We start from the raw sequence: 17,267 nt of genomic DNA, 5'->3' as shown, positions 1-17,267 counted from the left end.
ACCGTGGCACGCCCTAGGGGAGTCGAACCCCTCTTTCCAGGATGAAAACCTGGCGTCCTAACCGATAGACGAAGGGCGCGTGCGGTGGGCGTCTTATAGAAGGGCGTTTTGCCTTCCGCAAGCGGGAAAAGGCGCTTGTGACAAAAAAATGAAAAGCCGCCCGAAGGCGGCTTCATTGCACGAGAAAATCGCTCGTTTCCAGAGACTTAAGCCCTGCGGATCATTTGCGCCTGCGGCAACGCCAGTTCCAGTCGCGCTCCTCGCCGATATCGATATGCACGGATTCGGTATGGCAGTAAGTGCCGACGCCGCCGCGGCCGGGCATGCTGCGCAGATATTCCGCCAGCTCCCACTTCGAGACGCCGGCGATCTGGATATCCGCCGCCTCGCAGCGCGTGTGCAGCGATTGCTTGGCGCGGTTGACCTTCAGGTCGCGCAGGCCTGACGTGACGATGATCGGCTTGTCGTAATGCTTTTCGATCGTTTTCAGGACCTGCAGCAGTTCCGGCTTGAAACAGCCGGTCTTCACCTTTTCGGTCTGCAGCCAGAGGCCGTTCGGCGCAAGGCGCGCGAGACCGGCAAGCGAGGCGACTTCCTTGAACTGTGGCGCATCGTCCTCGACCTCGTCAGCCTCGGAATGATGGGTCGAGAACATCGCATTGGCGGTGGAGACGCCGGGCAGGGTGCCGAGCGAAGCCTTCTGCGTGGTGCCGGCGGTGTCTCGGTTGAGAACGCGGCGCGGCTGTTCGGAGAAGCGCTCGCCGTCGAACTGCGCCTTGGCATCGCGCTTGCCGCTGAACAGCGAGGCGAGCGTCAGCGTCTTGCGCGGTTGGATCTTCGTCTGCGTTTGGCCGAGGCTTGCCTGCGTGGTGGTTTCCGGCAGGGCCACGGCGTCATCGCCTTGCACTTCCCTGGCAAGCGCCATGTCGGCCGCGTTGCCGCTTCCCGCCTCGTTGACGAGCGCCATGCGTGCCGTCTTGGGGATCGGCACGTTTTCGGGCAGGATCGCGGACTGTTCGTCGCCCAGCGTTTCTAGCTTCTGCTGCTGCGCGGACGAATCGACCGGCGGCATGTCCTCGACGGGCAGGCGGCCGGATTGATCGGCAGTTTGCGCGCCACCGGCATAGAGGCTGTTGACGGCGGCATTCGTGCCGCCCGTCGTGGAATAGGCATTGCTGGTGGCAACCGCCTGCGTGCCGTTGGAATAGATGCTCGACCGGCCGGCATTCAGCGTGGTCGATTGCATGACAATATCAGCCCGGTCGCCGGTCATTTCGGCCTGCTGGGCGTTCATGGCAGCGGCATCGCCGGCATTCGCCGTCGCATAGGCGCCCTGCGACGTGCCGCTAGCGGCCGAGGCGGTCGTGACCGGCGTCGTGGTCTCGTCCGTGCCGGCATCCGCGACGGTTTCATCGCTTTCCTGCGCAGGCTTCATATCCGCACGCATATCGTTCGAGACTGCGGAAACGCAGCCCGAGAGTGTGGCAACCGAAACGGCCAGCAGCAATCCATACCGCAGCGTTTTCAGGCCGAGCCACTTTCCTTGCATATCCTGCAAAGGCTTTCCCCCGCTTTCGACGTTCGAGCCCCCGGTCTTGCCGCCGGTCGGGCCATTTCTTCAAACAGTCGCAACCGCACGCACGAAGAGCCCAAGACGGGACAAGGGGATACAGGCTGCGGTTGCCGCGATGTTACCGGTCCGGCCCCTCATGTAAAGGCCGGAGCGTGTGAAGCCGTGAAACGCAAAACGGAAGACAATCCGGCTTGAAAACGGCCAGGACGCCCCCTCACGCTGGCGATTGACCGGAATGGCTAAGAATTTTCCGGTCAAATACGGCGAAACGATGGTTCGTGACGCTGAATATAGGACGCAAGCTTTGCCCGGGGCTTGCGTCCACGGCCGCTTACCAGACGCCGGTATTGCCCATGGACGCCCAGGGCTCGGCGGCGGGCAGGTTGTCGCCCTTCTGCAGGATCTCGATGGAGATACCGTCCGGCGAGCGCACGAAGGCCATGTGGCCGTCGCGCGGCGGACGGTTGATCGTCACGCCATTGTCCATCAACTTCTGGCACAGCGCATAGATATCGTCGACCTCATAGGCGAGGTGGCCGAAATTGCGGCCGCCGGCATAGTCCTCGGTGTCCCAGTTATAGGTGAGCTCGAGGCAAGGCGTTGCTTTTTCGCGGGCGGTGGCGACATCTTCTGACGCGGCGAGGAAGATCAGCGTGAATCGGCCTTTTTCATTCTCGTAACGGCGGACTTCCTCAAGCCCGAAAAGCGTGCAGTAGAAATGTAGGGACTGGTCGATGTCTTTGACGCGGACCATCGTGTGGAGATAACGCATTGGAATATCCTCAAAATGTGGAATCGCCGGAAAGATGAGGTTTTTGTCAGCTTGAGGCAAGCCTTGCGGCCTACCAATGCAGCCAGCAAAACTTTCAAAGGGGCTTGCGCATTCGCATCGGGACAATGTTATTCTGAACCTCAAGAATCAGTTAACCGTAACTCAATGTGAAGCGTAATCGAGGGGCTGGTAGGTCATGGCGGACAGGGTGTCTTCAACGGAAATCACAGAGCGTGATGACCAGAGCAATGACGCCGTCGATTTGATCGAGATCACCGGTGTCATCAAGTGGTTCGACGTCGCCAAGGGTTTCGGTTTCATCGTCCCGGACAACGGCATGCAGGATGTGCTGCTGCACGTCACCTGCCTGCGCCGCGATGGCTACCAGACGGTGCTTGAAGGGACGCGTGTCGTCGCGATCATTCAGAAGCGCGACCGCGGTTATCAGGCCTTCCGCATTCTCTCCATGGATCAGTCGACGGCCGTGCATCCTTCGCAGATGCCGCCGGTCAAGACCCATGTGCAGGTCACGCCTTCCAGCGGGCTCGAGCGCGTTCTCGTCAAATGGTTCAACCGCACCAAGGGGTTTGGCTTCCTGACGCGCGGCGAGGGCACCGAGGACATCTTCATTCATATGGAAACCCTGCGCCGCTTCGGCCTGACGGAGCTTCGCCCCGGCCAGGTCGTTCTCGTGCGCTTCGGCGATGGCGACAAGGGGCTGATGGCCGCCGAGATCCATCCCGACATGCCGCTTCCCGGCAACAGGGCGCACTGATGCGGCGTATCGCGCGGGATTTCTCTATCGCGCGCCCTCTCTTTGTCGCGCGTCTTGTAAGCGCCGTTCTGGCGCTTTTTCTCTGCCTGTCGTTCGGCGCCCTTGCCGAAGAAAAATTCGATACCCAGCCGCTGACCATCGTCACCAAGGGCGGCAAGAGCCACGCCTTCACGGTGGAGCTCGCCTTGACACCGCGCCAGCGCGAACAGGGCTTGATGAACCGTCAGGAAATGGCTGACGACAAGGGCATGCTCTTCGCCTTCGGCGAGACGCGCCAGGTCTTCATGTGGATGAAGAACACCTATATCCCGCTCGACATGCTGTTCATTGCCAGGGACGGCAAGGTGCGCGCGATCAAGGAGAACGCCGAGCCGCTCTCCGAGGCGATCATCGATTCGCAGGGACCGATCGACTACGTGCTCGAGCTGAATGGCGGCACGGTGAAGCGCCTCGGCATTCGCGCGGGCAACCGCATCGAAAACCAGTTGGTGGATGAGCTGCGCAAAGCGCCGTAAAAGCTGCACACATCCTTTATAGTCATGGAAAATCCGTCCTTAGCTGTTGCGGCAGCAGGCGGATGCGTGTATCTCCCCATCGCCGGGACGGACGGAGTGTAGCGCAGTCTGGTAGCGCATCTGGTTTGGGACCAGAGGGTCGGGAGTTCGAATCTCTCCACTCCGACCATCGGCGGGCGTTTCGATGCCAAATGCTTTTCCGGTCATTCCCCCTTTACGGAATCTGGGTTATGCATTCTCGGACGCGCGCCGGCTAAACGGCGTGCCTTTATGCGAGAATTCTGGAGCCGCTTCGATGACCGCGAAGATCTATCGTCCCGCCAAGACCGCCATGCAGTCCGGCAAGGCCAAGTCCAACCTTTGGGTTCTGGAGTTCGATGCCGAAAAGCCGCGGACGATCGACCCGATCATGGGTTACACGAGCTCCGGCGACATGTACCAGCAGGTCAAGCTGTCCTTCGAGACCAGCGAAGAGGCAATCGCCTATGCCGAGCGTAACGGCATTGAATTCCGCCTGATCGAGCCGAAGGATGCGACCCGCAAGCGTTGCGCCTATCCCGACAATTTCCGCTTCAACCGCATGCAGCCCTGGACCCATTGAGGCCCATCCGGCCCCTTAGCTCAGCTGGATAGAGCATCTGCCTTCTAAGCAGAATGTCGCAGGTTCGAGCCCTGCAGGGGTCGCCATGAAATAAAGAAAGGGCAGCCGATTGGCTGCCCTTTGTGTTTCTGCATTCCGTTGGCTCAGTAGGGCGAAACGCACTGCTTGCGCGGGCCGTAGTTCGGCTGGAACGTATTGTCATAGGCGCGGTAAGAGCGATAGCGGTTTGCACACCACTGCGCATGCGAGCCACCGGCCGAAGGCTGGTTGGCGATCGCGCCGCCGATAGCTGCACCCAGGCCGAAGGCTGCGAGCGGGTACCAGAAACCATCCGAATGGCGGCGATAACCCGGGCGGCGGTCACGATAGCCGTGATGGCCATGCCAGCGGCGTTCGGCGCGACGCTCGCGACGGTCACGGCGTTCATAACGATACTGCACCTTTTCGACAGAGGTCACCTCCGGAACGGGCACGCGGGCAAAGGTAATCGCCTGCGCCGGGATGGCCGACGTCACGGCCATCATGAGGGAGAGAGCGCCGGCGACAAGGCCTGTCTTGAGCTTCAACATGGGAGAACCTTTCGTGTTGTTCGGGGATAGAACGCCCGAAGCAGAACTGTGTTCCCATGCCTTCGTAAAATGTTTGATTTTAAAACGGAAAGAGCAAAAAAAACGGGTTGGTCCGCCTTGTCGGCTCGCCAACCCGTTCCGGTAAATTGCGGATCAGGGTGTTCGGGGTACAGGGGCTCTCACCACAATCCGGCTGCATCTCCAGATCTCCTGTAAGGCCGATCATGCCCGAACGGCATTTTGCCGATTGACATAGGGCGCATCTTTTTTGACTATTTCCACATGAAAAAAGAAGCGACGCGTCACGGGCCGCTCGACGTTACGATCGTGCTTTTGCCGGAGTCATCAATCATGTCGCTCGCCTCGGTGCTCGACCCGATGCGCGCGGCCAACCGTGTCGTGCCGGAGCCGGTTTTTCGCTGGCAGATCCTTTCGCCACTGGGCCGGCCGGTGCTTCTCACCTGCGGCGTGGAGATCCGTGTCGACGGCGACTTTGCCGATGTGACCAGCGGCGATGCGCTGATGCTGATCGCCGGTTTCAATCAGGACCGCCATGCCGACCGCAGCTTTGTCGCCCGGCTGAAAAAGATCGCCCGCCGCTTCGGCGTCGTCGCCGGCATCGAATCAGGCTGCTGGCTTCTGGCGCGCTCCGGCCTGCTCGACGGGCGGGATGCGACGGCGCATTGGGAGGAGCTGGAGGATTTTGCCGCAGCCTTTCCCGCACTCAATGTGCGCGCCGACCGGTTCGTCACGGACGGGCCGCTCTGGACCTCCGGCGGCGCGTCGCCCACCTTCGACATGATGCTGCATCTGGTGCGCGAGCGTTTCGGGTCTGCCGTGGCGCTCGATGTGGCGAGTGTCTTCGTTTACGACCAGACCCATGCGGCGACGGATGCGCAGCCGCTCGTCTCTCTCGGCCGGCTTGGCGAACACCAGCCGGAGCTTGCTTCGGCAATCCGCCTGATGGAGCGCACGATCGACCGGCCGCTGACCATCGCGGCGCTCGCCCGCCGTCTCGGTTTTTCGACGCGCAAGCTGGAGATGCTGTTTACGGGCGGGATTGGGACGGCGCCGGGCAAATATTATCTGCGCCTCAGGCTGACGGCGGCACAGCGCATGGTGCGTGACACGCCGCTCTCCATTCAAGAGGTGGCGCTGCGCAGCGGCTTCGACAGTCTTTCGGCCTTTTCTCGCGCCTTCCGCAATCATTTTGGCGCAAGCCCGCTGAAGCTTAGGGCCGAACTGCGCGCGAAATGAAGGTGATGCTTTTCTCGCCGAGCGGATGCGTGTCCCCCGTTGAGGCGCGTCGAACACGACCGGCGTCGTAGCTATCCTGCATATAACGTTTCGACCGCTTCCATCTGCGCCGCCCTGATCGCAAAGGAGCCGAAGAAGCCATCAGCGCGGGATTGATTGCAGATCGGAACGAAGGCGTCGTCATTCATATCCGGGAACGAATCGTAGGCGGGCACGCCGGCTGCTGCGGCGGCTAGAAGCGTGGCGGCGCGGGCGGTGGCGAAAGGAGCGGTCCATTCGCCGGATCGCGTTCTTGTCCGTGTCGCGCCGAGGGTCAGTGCGAGCGCCCTCTGGTCCCAGGCCAGGCCTGCGAGGCGCCGCGATTTTCCCGCAAGACTTTCCCGTGCGGCGGGGGCGGGAATGATGCCGTCGGTCATGGCTAGGATCGGAGTACTGCCCTCGGGGTGGCCAATCTCTGCCTCGGTGACTGATAGCAATGTGGCGAGGCGCTGGAGATCAGCGCCTGTGCGGCAGCCGTTGAGGGCGATCATCGCGGCGCCGGCGGTGAGGGCATTTTGAAACGTGGCGATATCCGAGTCGGTCTCGACTACGACGATGGCGCCGCGGATGTCCGTTTCATCGATCCGCGCGGCGGGGATCAGCACGCCGTGCCGGTTGGCAGGGATCGGCTGATCGAAGGCGAGGCAGAGCAGGGCACGGGGAAGCGGTGTCATGGCTTTTCATAGGGCTTTGAGGCCGCTTCTGGCAATGACCGGTCCGTTAATGGATATGGTGAACCAATCTTAAACACTTTGGCGCTAACGTGATTTCAGTAGCTTAGTACAGGCGTTTGGGGCGTCCATTGATCGTTCATGCTTTTCTTCGTTGGGTCGAGACAGCGCGGGCAGCCGATAGGGCGAAGGCTGCCAGTGTGTTGGCGAAGGCTTATGCAAAGGCGCGCATCGCGCCCGATGATCGCCGCGCCGCCGAAATGGCGATGATATTCCTTCTTGACGATCCCGCGCCGAAAGTGCGGCTGGCGCTGGCAGAGGCGCTGGCCGAATGTGAGGATGCGCCGCGTGCCGTCATCCTGCCGCTTGCCGAAGACCAACCGGAAATCGCCGCGCGAATCATTCTGTGTTCGTCGCTGCTGACGGATGCGGATCTCGTCGATCTCGCTGCAAAAGGCAGCGATGTGACGCGCATGCTGATCGCGCATCGCAGCTATGTTTCGCGCGCCGTTTGCGCCGCCATGGCTGAAGTCGGCGGCGCGCCGGATGTGCTGGCGCTCATGGAAAACGAAGGCGCGGTGCTGTCGCGCCGTAGCCTTTGCCGCATTGCCGAGCGTCTCGGCGACGATGCGGAGATCCGCGCGCTGCTGCTCGATCGCGACGACCTGCCGAGCGATGCCCGCCAGGCGCTGGTCGAAAAAATCGGCACGGCGCTGGCCGGCTTCGGGCTCATCCAGGCGGCGATCGGTGAAAACCGCGTCGAGCGCATCACGCGCGAGGCCTGTGATGTCGCGACGATCGGTATGGTCGCAGATGTGGCTGCGGTTGAAATGCCCGATCTTGTCGAGCACCTGCGCCTGACGGGACGCCTGACGCCGGTTTTCCTGATGCATGCTCTGTGTACCGGCCGCGCGGAGTTTTTCGCGGCTGCCATTACCAACCTTTCAGGGCAGGCGGAGCGGCGGGTCCGCTCCATCCTGTCCGACGGCCGCGAGGCTGCGGTGCGCGCGCTCTACGAAACGGCAGGGCTCGGCCGGGATATCAGCACGCTCTTCACCGAGGCGACCATGCTTTGGCGGCGCGAAGCAAAGGGCGAGGAGAGCGATTTCTCCGTCTCCGAATTGCTCCTGTCGCGGGCGCGCGCTGCCGGCAATGCGGCCTGCCAGTCCATGCTGGAACTGGTCGAGCGGCTGGCGATCGCCGAACAGCGGCAGACGGCGCGCAGCTATGCGCTGATTGCGTCGCGGGAAGCGGCGTAAGCCGCTTAATCGGCGAAGCGCTTGACGACCCAGCTATAACCGTCTTCGGCGTAACGCACTGGCTTGACGACCGCGGCCTTCAGGGAGGTAGCGTCCGGAATGGCCTTCTTCACGAAATTCAGCGTGCGGGTCGCAAGGCCCTGCCGTGCCTCCGCCGTTTCGGCGGGCACGGGGATTTCGGCCTGCGTAGCGGTTTCCGCCGGCTTTGCCTCGGGGGCGGGTTTTGCCACATCGGCGGTCATGCGGTCGCTGTTGCTTTCGCAGACGGCGACGATGACGGGGTAGTTCTTGTCCTGATGCCGGTTGATATAGGTCTCGGCCTGGGCATCGCACAGCGCCACGGTCTGCCAGCTCTTCGGCACCGTATCGATATAGTGGCACTGGGTCGCGCTGTCGTCGCAGCCCATGATCGTCATGACGATGAGCGCAGCTTTCATGGCTGTCCTTTCCGCGTTGAACGCTGCCGGTTAGAGGCGGGTATTGCCGCGAAAATAAGGCGCCGGGCCCGACCGCAACCCCGTCAGATATCGAGGTTGTCGGCGAAGACGGCGCGTTCCTGGATAAAGCGGAAGCGGGCCTCCGGCTTCGTGCCCATCAGGTCGTCGACCGCCGTGCGCGTGCCCTCGAAATCGACGTCGTCGATCATGACGTTGAGGATCGTGCGCTTTGACGGATCCATCGTCGTTTCCTTGAGCTGCGCCGGCAGCATTTCGCCCAGACCTTTGAAGCGGCCGATTTCCACCTTGCCACGGCCGTTGAACTCGGTGCGCATTAGCTCCTCGCGATGGCCGTCGTCGCGGGCGTAGAGCGTCTTTCCGCCCTGGCTGAGGCGGTAGAGCGGGGGCACGGCGAGATAGAGATGGCCGCCGCGGATGAGGTCCGGCATCTCCTGGTAGAAGAAGGTGATGAGCAGCGAGGCGATATGCGCGCCATCGACGTCGGCATCGGTCATGATGATGACGCGCTCGTAACGAAGGTCCTCCTCGCGATATTTCGTGCGCGTGCCGCAGCCGAGCGCCTGCACAAGGTCGGAGATCAGCTGGTTGGCGCCGAGCTTTTCCCGGCCGGCGCTGGCGACGTTGAGAATTTTCCCGCGCAGCGGAAGGATGGCCTGATTGGCGCGGTTGCGCGCCTGCTTGGCAGAGCCGCCGGCCGAATCGCCCTCGACGATGAAGAGTTCGGCGCCCTCGGCGGAGTTCTGCGAGCAGTCGGCAAGCTTGCCGGGCAGGCGCAGCTTGCGCACCGCCGTCTTGCGGGAAACTTCCTTCTCCTTGCGGCGGCGCATGCGCTCTTCCGCGCGCTCGATCACCCATTCGAGCAGCTTTGCCGCTTCGGCGGGATTGTCGGCGAGGTAGTGATCGAAGGGGTCGCGCAGCGCGTTTTCGACGATGCGCTGCGCCTCGACCGAGGCGAGCTTGTCTTTGGTCTGGCCGACGAATTCCGGTTCGCGGATGAAGACGGAGAGCATGCCGACCGCCGAGATCATCACGTCGTCGGTGGTGATATCCTTGGCGCGCTTGTTCTGCGTCAGCTCGGCGTAGTTCTTCAGGCCCTTGGTGAGCGCGATGCGCAGGCCCGCCTCATGCGTGCCGCCGTCGGCCGTGGGGATGGTGTTGCAATAGGAATGGATGAGCGAATCGCCGCCATACCAGGTGACGGCCCATTCCAGCGAGCCATGGCCGCCGGACTTCTCGCTCTTGCCGGCGAAGATCTCGCGGGTGACGGTATAGTCCTTGCCGAGCGTCGCCTGCAGGTAATCCTTCAGGCCGCCGGGGAAGTGGAAGACGGCCTTTTCCGGCGTTTCCGACCCCTCGGGCAGGAGCGACGGATCGCAGCTCCAGCGGATTTCGACGCCGCCGAACAGATAGGCCTTCGAGCGGGCCATGCGGAAGACACGGCCGGGATCGAATCGCGCATGGGCGCCGAAGATTTCCGGGTCTGGGTGGAATCGTACTTTCGTGCCGCGGCGGTTGTGCACGTCGCCGAGTTCTTCGAGCCCACCGACCGGCTTGCCGCGCGAAAAGCGCTGGCGATAGAGCTTCTTGTTGCGCGCCACCTCGACTTCGAGCTCATCTGAGAGCGCGTTGACGACGGAGACGCCCACGCCGTGCAGGCCGCCCGAGGTCTCATAGGCCTTGCCGTCGAACTTGCCGCCGGCATGCAGCACCGTGAGGATGACTTCGAGCGTGGACTTGCCCGGCATCTGCGGATGGTTTTCCACCGGGATGCCGCGGCCGTTGTCGGTGACCGTCAGAAAGCCCTCGGCGTCGAGATTGACGTCGATGAAATTGGCGTGGCCGGCCACGGCCTCGTCCATCGAGTTGTCGATGACTTCGGCGAAGAGGTGGTGTAGCGCCTTCTCGTCCGTGCCGCCGATATACATGCCGGGGCGCATGCGCACCGGCTCGAGCCCTTCGAGAACGCGGATCGCCGAGGCGTCATAGCCGCCCGACCCTTCGCTCAGCGGCGGGCGGGCCTCGCGGGCCGGTTCGGGCGCGGTTGCAACGGGCTTTTCAACCGGCTTGGCCGGCTGGCGCTCGGGCTCGGAAGGCATGTTGGCGAAGAGGTCGTTGTTGTCGTCTTGCATGGGCTGTTCAGAGTTTGTTCCGTTTGCCAGCTTGTTCCGCCGATCCACAGGGATCGGGGTCTGGCGCAAAAGGGATGGTCGGCGAATCACTTGCGACTCTGCCAGATTCCGGGATGTTTCGCGATGGCAGCCGGGCAACGCCGGCTTTCGCCGGACGGCCGTCCTGTCTCGTCTTTTGCCGCTTCAAGGCGGCGTCCCCGTATCCGTCGGTCGTCAAGCCGCGCCAACCGCTGGGCCAAGGATTGCGTTGCGGGCGGGTGGATGGCAAGTATCGCAGGCCCCAAGGAGCCTCCGTTCATGCGTCAGTCCACAGTTCATTGCCTGAAAAGGCTGGTTTTCGCCGCGCTCTTTGCCGGCATGGCCGTTCAGGATGCGGCGGCGGTGACGCTCCAGCCGTGGAAGGACGAACTGTTTTCCTATGGCACGGTGGTGGAGACGACGGATGACGGCGCGCTCAGCGTCGTCGATTACCAGGAACTGCGCGACATCAACGGCCGCGACCAGGTGCCGGAACGCCGGGTGAAATCCTCCTATGTCTCGACGGCGGTAAAGAAGGCGCAGCAGAATGTGACGGTCGACACACCAGCGGGGCCGATCGATGTGACGATGACCGGCAAGGGCGAGGGGGCGGCCTTCACGGTCATCTTCATCCATGGCCGCGGCGGCGACCGGCGGCTCGGCAGCAACGACTGGAGTTTCGGCGGCAATTTCAATCGGCTGAAGAACCTCGCGGTGCGCGGCGGCGGTGTCTATTATGCGCCGAGCGTGCCGTCCTTCGATGATGCGGGTTCTGCGCGCATTTCAGGCCTGATCCTGCGCGCCAAGGCGCTGTCGCCGGATGCGCCGGTCATTCTGGCCTGCGCCTCGATGGGCAGCTTCATCTGCGCCCGGGTGGTGCGCGATCCCGTCGCGGTCAAAAGCCTATCCGGCATGGTGCTGATGGGCGGGGCGGCGGATGGCGACTATGCCAAGACGCCGGCCTTCAAGGCGAAGCTGCCGGTCTTCTTCACCCATGGTGACAGCGACAGCGTCTACGCGGCAAACGATCAGATCGCCGTATTCCGCAAGCTGCGCAAGGCCGGCATCCCGACGCGCTTCGTGCTGTTCCAGACCGGCGGACATGGCACGCCGGTGCGCATGACCGACTGGCGGGAAACGCTGAACTGGCTGTTTGCCCAGTAAGATTTTTACGAGCGCAGAAGCACCTTCGTCGAATCGAGCGCGGCGGCGATCTGCTGATAGTGGCTGGCGCGCTTGTCCGAGTTTTCGGCGGCGCGCAGCAATTGCGTTGACGCTTCGTCGATCACCTGCCGTGCCTGCTCCATCGCCTTGCTCAATTTTTCCCGCTTGACCGCGGCATAGGTCTTCGTCTGTTTGAGCCTGGGATTGGCGCGCGAACGCTGGCGCGGTGCCTTCGCGTCCGTGATGCCCGACTGGATGCGAGCGAGCTTGCTGGAGGCACGGCTGATGATCTGGCGCGCTTCGGCATAGGCGGGGCCGGACGGGATGCGCTGGGCGATATCTGCAAGACGCTGGCGTAGACAGTCGATGCGATAGACGGGATCGTAGCGGGCGCATTCGTCGCGTGCGCCGTTGATATTCTTGACGATGGAGGATGTGAGATAGTCGGTTGGCACGGCAACGGCGGTCGAAGTGGCGTCGCTGCTGGTGTGGGAGGCCGTCGAGCCACGGCCCGGACTCGTCTGCCCCAGAACGTCGGGGATGGCGGTGAGGGTGAGTGCGCCCGCCAGCAGCGCGGCGTGGATCGAACGCAGATAAGCCGATTTGATCATGCCTTCCTCCGCTTGTTATTCCGGATCGCCGAAGGCCATGCGCATGCTGCGCTGGGTGCCTGCGCCGATATCGCCATCGATGGTGCCCTTGTAGAATTTGTTGCGGCTGAGTTCGGCCTGCAGCGCCCGGCGTGTTTCCGGCTTGAACATGGTCGGACGCGTGGAAAGCTGCTGGAGAACGTCGTCCACGCCGGAGCGCAGTGCCTGATAGAGATAATTGGCCGCATCCTCGGGCGTTTTGCCAGGCACCACCCCGTCGTCGATCAGGGCGGCCACGTTGAACATGGCCTGCGGGTGGCGCAGATCGGCGGCGCGGATGAAGAGCTCGACCGCCTTCTTCGGATTGCGCGGCAACCCTTCCGCGCCCTGATAATAGAGGAAGCCGAGATCGTTGATCGCGTCGGCGAAACCGAGATCGGCGGCGCGCTGGTAGAGCTTTATCGCTTCCGGCACGTTCTGCGCCGTGCCGATGCCCTTTTCATGCAGCTTGCCGAGTTCGAACATGGCTTCGGCATCGCCAGCGGCGGCGGCCTTGCTGAAGAATTCGAAGGCTTTTTCGGGCTGGAATTTCTTCGTATCCGGCGTCAGCGCCATGTAGCCGAGGCCGAGCATGGCGCGGGTATTGCCTTCGCCGGCGAGCGCGGCAAGCTGCACCTCTTGGTCGGGCTTCAGAGCCTGCCACTGCGAGGCCTTGTCGCCGCTATCGGCGATGGCGGCATCTTCGCCGGCCAGGAAATATGGCGCACCCGACAGGGAACCGTAGAAATACGGCTGCTGGCGGTTGGCCGTCAGCGACATGACGCGGTCGCGAACCTGACGGAAGACGAGGCCGATCTCGACATTCGGCCTGGGCAGGTTTTCGAGGATCGCGGTGGCAAAAGGGCTGTGCTCGCCGTCGCCGTCCAGCGCCACCTTGCCGCCTTCGGCCGCGTAGATCACCAGCATGCCACGTGACGGATCCGGCGCGGCGAGCCCGTCGCCGCCGAGCGTCGCGCCATTGGCCGCCACCACGCCGGGCAGTGTCGGAAAGGGATTGTTGCGGCATGAATCGAGAATGACGACGCGCAGTTTGCGCGCCCGCTCGACGCTGCGCAGAACCGACGACAGGCTGACGGCCTGATCGGGGATCTTCGCGGGGTCATCGACCTTGATATCAATGGGCACGAGATAGTTTTCGCCCGCCGCCTCAACGCCATGGCCGGCATAATAGACGAGCGCGATGTCGGCGGTCTCCACCTTGCGCGAAAAGGCCGCGACCGTTTCCTGCATCTGCACGAGCGGAACATCGACGGCGAGGTCTACTGTGAAGCCGAGGCGTTGCAGCATGTCGGCAACGGCGCGGGCATCGGAGGCGGTGTTCTTCAGTGGCGAGATCGAGGTGTAGGCGGACATGCCGATGACCAGCGCCATGCGCTTGAAGGAGGCGGCGGGTACCGTCAACGTGTCGCCGGCCGTGATCTTTTCCACCCCGGTCTTGATGGGCATCAGGCCGCGCGTCTGGCCGCCGGCCGAATCCTGCGCGCCGGCGCTGCCGGCAAACAGCAACACCGCCAGGGAGAGGAGGATGACCAGTCTCGAGGGAAGCATGTGCCCCTTTCGCCTTCCTCATGCGCCGATCGCAATATGAGCAATCACGGATCACATCCTATGCATATTCGAATTCGCTTGGCCATGGGACGGCTTTTCTTGGGGGCTTCGATTTGCTACGCCGCAAGCCGACGGAATTTTAGGGATAGGGAGGCCTCATGACACCGGATGTAACCCCGCTTGTCGCCGGAAACTGGAAGATGAACGGCACGCGCGCATCGCTCGACCAGATCAAGGCGATGGCCGAAGGCGTGATGGGACCGCTTTCCGACAAGGTCGAGACACTGATCTGCCCACCGGCAACTTTGCTCTATGTGGCGACGGCGCTCTCTACCGACAGCCCTTTGCAGATCGGCGCACAGGATTGCCATGAAAAAGCCTCCGGCGCCCACACCGGCGACATCTCGGCCGAAATGATCGCCGATTGCTTCGGCACCCATGTCATCGTCGGCCATTCCGAGCGCCGCACCGACCACAAGGAAAGCGATGCGCTGGTGCGCGCCAAGGCGGAAATCGCCTATGCGAACGATCTCGTCGCCATCATCTGCATCGGCGAGACCGGGGACGAGCGCAAGGCCGGCAAGACGCTGGACGTGCTCAAAACGCAGCTTGACGGCTCCGTGCCGGACGGTGCGACGGCGGAAAACACGGTCATCGCCTATGAACCCGTCTGGGCAATCGGCACCGGTCTTACGCCGACGACGGCCGATGTGGAGGAGGCGCATGCCTTCATGCGCGCGGAACTCAAGAGCCGGTTTGCGGGCGAGGGCGCCAGGATGCGCATCCTCTATGGCGGCTCGGTCAAGCCGGGCAACGCCAAGGAATTGATGGGCGTCGCCAATGTCGATGGCGCGCTGATCGGCGGCGCGAGCTTGAAATCCGACGACTTCCTTGCCATCTACCGCGCATACGAAGCGCTGACGGCCTGAGTTCTGTGCTGATCGTTTGCCTGCCTGGAAAAGGGCGGGCAGATGCCGGCTGGGGCTTGGAATGGCGCACGGCTTGGTATATTGAGCCGCAAACCTGAATTTTGGGCCGTCTGGCCGGGATCCTTAAACATGCAGACCATCTTGCTCGTCATCTATCTCATGGTCGTCGTCGCGCTGATCGGCGTCGTGCTGATCCAGCGCTCGGAAGGCGGCGGCCTCGGCATCGGCGGCGGCTCCGGCTTCATGTCGGCGCGCGGCACAGCCAATGCCCTGACGCGCACGACCGCGATCCTCGCAACGCTGTTCTTCGTGCTGGCGCTCGGCATGGGCATCATCGCCCGCTGGGAATCGCAGCCGACCGACATTCTCGACCGTATCCCCGGCACGACGGGCACGGGCGGCGTTCTCGATTCCCTCGGCGGCGAAAAGAAGCCGGAGCAGGGCACCCAGAACAACACGACCAACCAGACACCCGCGACGACCGGCACCGACGCCGTTCCGACCGAAGGCGGCGCGGCGACCGGCACCGGCAACACCACGACGACGACGGGTGGCGCGACGACGGGCACGGGCGGCAATGCCGGCGTTCCCAGCGGCCAGTAAGCCGCAAACGTAAAAAACAAACCGGCCGGTTGGGTCAAACCAACCGGCCTTCTTCTGTGTAAAACGCCGATTGCGACTTCCGAAATCACGGGCAAAGTGATTTTTCGGTGGCGTAGTTGATTTTGAAAAGGTATGCGGTGACTCCCATGGCGCGATATGTATTCATCACAGGCGGCGTGGTTTCTTCCCTCGGAAAAGGCATCGCAGCCGCTGCACTCGGAGCTCTCCTTCAGGCCCGCGGTTACCGCGTTCGCCTGCGGAAGCTGGACCCCTATCTCAACGTCGACCCGGGCACCATGAGCCCGACGCAGCACGGCGAGGTGTTCGTCACCGACGACGGCGCGGAAACCGACCTCGACCTCGGCCATTACGAGCGCTTCACCGGCCGCTCGGCCACCAAGACCGACAACATCACCACCGGTCGCATCTACAAGAACATCATCGACAAGGAACGCCGCGGTGACTATCTCGGCGCGACCGTGCAGGTCATTCCGCACGTCACCAACGAGATCAAGAACTTTGTCACCGAAGGCAATGACGACTACGACTTCGTCATCTGCGAGATCGGCGGCACGGTGGGCGACATCGAGGCGATGCCGTTCATGGAAGCGATCCGCCAGCTCGGCAATGATCTGCCGCGCGGCACCGCCGTCTATGTCCACCTGACGCTGATGCCCTATATTCCGGCCGCCGGCGAGCTGAAGACCAAGCCGACGCAGCACTCCGTCAAGGAGCTGCAGGCCATGGGCATCCACCCGGACATCCTTCTGGTGCGCGCCGACCGTGAAATCCCGGAAGCCGAGCGCAAGAAGCTGTCGCTATTCTGCAACGTACGTGCGACGGCCGTGATCCAGGCGCTGGACGTGTCCTCGATCTACGACGTGCCGCTCGCCTATCACAAGGAAGGCCTCGACGACGAGGTGCTGGCCGCCTTCGGCATAGAGCCGGCGCCGAAGCCGCGCCTGGAAGCCTGGCAGGACGTGTCCGATCGCATCAAGACGCCCGAGGGCGAGGTGACGATCGCCATCGTCGGCAAATATACCGGCCTCAAGGACGCCTACAAGTCGCTGATCGAGGCGCTCTATCACGGCGGCATCGCCAACCACGTCAAGGTCAAGCTCGAATGGATCGAGTCGGAAGTCTTCGAGAAGGAGGACCCGGCGCCCTATCTGGAGAAGGTGCACGGCATCCTCGTTCCGGGCGGCTTCGGCGAGCGCGGCTCCGAAGGCAAGATCAACGCGGCGCGCTTTGCCCGCGAGCGTAAGGTGCCGTATTTCGGCATCTGCTTCGGCATGCAGATGGCGGTCGTCGAAGCGGCCCGCAACCTCGCCGGCATCGAGAAGGCCTCGTCCACCGAATTCGGCAAGACGGCCGAGCCGGTCGTTGGCCTGATGACGGAATGGGTGAAGGGTAACGACCTGGAGAAGCGTTCGGCTTCGGGCGATCTCGGCGGCACGATGCGCCTCGGCGCCTACCGCGCGGCGCTCAAGGGCGGCACGAAGATCGCCGACATCTATGGTTCGACGGACATTTCTGAACGCCATCGCCACCGTTACGAGGTGAATGTCGACTACAAGCAGAAGCTTGAAGACTGCGGCCTCGTCTTCTCCGGCATGTCGCCGGATGGCGTGCTGCCGGAGACGGTCGAATACCCGGATCATCCGTGGTTCATCGGCGTCCAGTACCACCCGGAACTGAAGAGCCGTCCGCTCGATCCACATCCGCTCTTCGCGAGCT

General features: G+C 62.9%; 17 protein-coding genes and 3 tRNA genes. 11 read left to right on the top strand and 9 right to left on the bottom strand.

Annotated features, from left to right (window positions below; all coding sequences use genetic code 11):
- Positions 1-4: 4 nt before the first annotated feature.
- The 3 genes from ACOZK4_RS25525 to gloA form a co-directional block, all read right to left on the bottom strand.
- Positions 5-79 (bottom strand) — tRNA-Glu (locus ACOZK4_RS25525).
- A gap of 141 nt (positions 80-220) precedes the next feature.
- Positions 221-1,549: a D-Ala-D-Ala carboxypeptidase family metallohydrolase gene (locus ACOZK4_RS25520; protein ID WP_421594470.1), complete on the bottom strand. Its 1,329-nt coding sequence runs from the start codon at positions 1,547-1,549 to the stop codon at positions 221-223.
- A gap of 355 nt (positions 1,550-1,904) precedes the next feature.
- A complete protein-coding gene (gloA, locus tag ACOZK4_RS25515; protein ID WP_421594469.1) occupies positions 1,905-2,345 on the bottom strand; it encodes a lactoylglutathione lyase in 441 nt (146 codons plus the stop codon).
- A gap of 196 nt (positions 2,346-2,541) precedes the next feature.
- Here gloA and ACOZK4_RS25510 point away from each other — a divergent pair, with 196 nt between their 5' ends.
- From ACOZK4_RS25510 to ACOZK4_RS25490, 5 genes are all read left to right on the top strand, one after another.
- Positions 2,542-3,120, top strand: coding sequence for a cold-shock protein (locus tag ACOZK4_RS25510; RefSeq protein WP_421594468.1), 579 nt, complete (start codon positions 2,542-2,544; stop codon positions 3,118-3,120).
- A complete protein-coding gene (locus tag ACOZK4_RS25505; RefSeq protein WP_421594467.1) occupies positions 3,120-3,635 on the top strand; it encodes a DUF192 domain-containing protein in 516 nt (171 codons plus the stop codon). Before ACOZK4_RS25510 ends, ACOZK4_RS25505 begins: the two co-directional genes overlap by 1 nt.
- Positions 3,636-3,727: 92 nt before the next feature.
- Positions 3,728-3,804, top strand: a tRNA-Pro gene (locus ACOZK4_RS25500).
- Between the two features lie 126 nt (positions 3,805-3,930).
- Positions 3,931-4,236 (top strand): ETC complex I subunit, encoded by a 306-nt coding sequence (locus ACOZK4_RS25495; protein ID WP_298096390.1) that lies wholly within the window; start codon positions 3,931-3,933, stop codon positions 4,234-4,236.
- A gap of 9 nt (positions 4,237-4,245) precedes the next feature.
- A tRNA-Arg gene (locus tag ACOZK4_RS25490) sits at positions 4,246-4,322 on the top strand.
- A gap of 57 nt (positions 4,323-4,379) precedes the next feature.
- Here ACOZK4_RS25490 and ACOZK4_RS25485 read toward each other — a convergent pair.
- The gene (locus ACOZK4_RS25485) at positions 4,380-4,805 is read right to left on the bottom strand and encodes a BA14K family protein (RefSeq protein ID WP_421594466.1); all 426 of its coding nucleotides are present in this window, start codon (positions 4,803-4,805) and stop codon (positions 4,380-4,382) included.
- Between the two features lie 282 nt (positions 4,806-5,087).
- On the opposite strand from ACOZK4_RS25485, the gene ACOZK4_RS25480 reads away from it, so the two are divergent.
- On the top strand, positions 5,088-6,062 hold the full coding sequence (locus ACOZK4_RS25480) for a GlxA family transcriptional regulator (protein ID WP_421594465.1): 975 nt from the start codon (positions 5,088-5,090) through the stop codon (positions 6,060-6,062).
- 71 nt (positions 6,063-6,133) lie between these two features.
- On the opposite strand, the gene ACOZK4_RS25475 is transcribed toward ACOZK4_RS25480, so the two are convergent.
- A complete protein-coding gene (locus ACOZK4_RS25475) occupies positions 6,134-6,775 on the bottom strand; it encodes a hypothetical protein (protein WP_421594464.1) in 642 nt (213 codons plus the stop codon).
- 128 nt (positions 6,776-6,903) lie between these two features.
- Between ACOZK4_RS25475 and ACOZK4_RS25470 the strand changes: the two genes are divergently transcribed.
- Positions 6,904-8,031: a DUF2336 domain-containing protein gene (locus ACOZK4_RS25470; protein WP_421594463.1), complete on the top strand. Its 1,128-nt coding sequence runs from the start codon at positions 6,904-6,906 to the stop codon at positions 8,029-8,031.
- Between the two features lie 5 nt (positions 8,032-8,036).
- Here the strand turns inward: ACOZK4_RS25470 and ACOZK4_RS25465 are convergent, their stop codons facing one another.
- Together ACOZK4_RS25465 and parE are read right to left on the bottom strand one after the other, a co-directional pair.
- Entirely contained in the window at positions 8,037-8,468 is a 432-nt protein-coding gene (locus ACOZK4_RS25465) for a hypothetical protein (protein WP_421594462.1), read from the bottom strand.
- An 83-nt stretch (positions 8,469-8,551) separates the two neighbouring features.
- A complete protein-coding gene (gene parE / locus ACOZK4_RS25460) occupies positions 8,552-10,618 on the bottom strand; it encodes a DNA topoisomerase IV subunit B (protein WP_421594461.1) in 2,067 nt (688 codons plus the stop codon).
- Between the two features lie 297 nt (positions 10,619-10,915).
- Between parE and ACOZK4_RS25455 the strand changes: the two genes are divergently transcribed.
- Complete coding sequence (locus ACOZK4_RS25455) at positions 10,916-11,800, top strand: alpha/beta hydrolase (RefSeq protein ID WP_421594460.1); 885 nt, start codon at positions 10,916-10,918, stop codon at positions 11,798-11,800.
- Positions 11,801-11,805: 5 nt separating this feature from the next.
- On the opposite strand, the gene ACOZK4_RS25450 is transcribed toward ACOZK4_RS25455, so the two are convergent.
- Both ACOZK4_RS25450 and ACOZK4_RS25445 read right to left on the bottom strand, forming a co-directional pair.
- Complete coding sequence (locus ACOZK4_RS25450; RefSeq protein WP_421594459.1) at positions 11,806-12,411, bottom strand: hypothetical protein; 606 nt, start codon at positions 12,409-12,411, stop codon at positions 11,806-11,808.
- A 15-nt stretch (positions 12,412-12,426) separates the two neighbouring features.
- Positions 12,427-13,998 (bottom strand): caspase family protein, encoded by a 1,572-nt coding sequence (locus ACOZK4_RS25445; RefSeq protein ID WP_421594458.1) that lies wholly within the window; start codon positions 13,996-13,998, stop codon positions 12,427-12,429.
- Between the two features lie 158 nt (positions 13,999-14,156).
- On the opposite strand from ACOZK4_RS25445, the gene tpiA reads away from it, so the two are divergent.
- The 3 genes from tpiA to ACOZK4_RS25430 form a co-directional block, all read left to right on the top strand.
- Positions 14,157-14,927 (top strand): triose-phosphate isomerase, encoded by a 771-nt coding sequence (gene tpiA / locus ACOZK4_RS25440; protein WP_421594457.1) that lies wholly within the window; start codon positions 14,157-14,159, stop codon positions 14,925-14,927.
- A 129-nt stretch (positions 14,928-15,056) separates the two neighbouring features.
- Positions 15,057-15,530, top strand: coding sequence for a preprotein translocase subunit SecG (gene secG / locus ACOZK4_RS25435; protein WP_313528648.1), 474 nt, complete (start codon positions 15,057-15,059; stop codon positions 15,528-15,530).
- Between the two features lie 137 nt (positions 15,531-15,667).
- Positions 15,668-17,267, top strand: a 1,600-nt coding sequence (locus ACOZK4_RS25430) for a CTP synthase (protein WP_421594456.1), incomplete at its 3' end; no start/stop codon positions are given.

This window comes from Shinella sp. M27 (assembly GCF_049199905.1).
In the GTDB taxonomy this organism is placed as follows: domain Bacteria; phylum Pseudomonadota; class Alphaproteobacteria; order Rhizobiales; family Rhizobiaceae; genus Shinella.
Note: the sequence above shows the minus strand (reverse complement) of the source record. Positions and strands in the feature narration are given on the sequence as shown.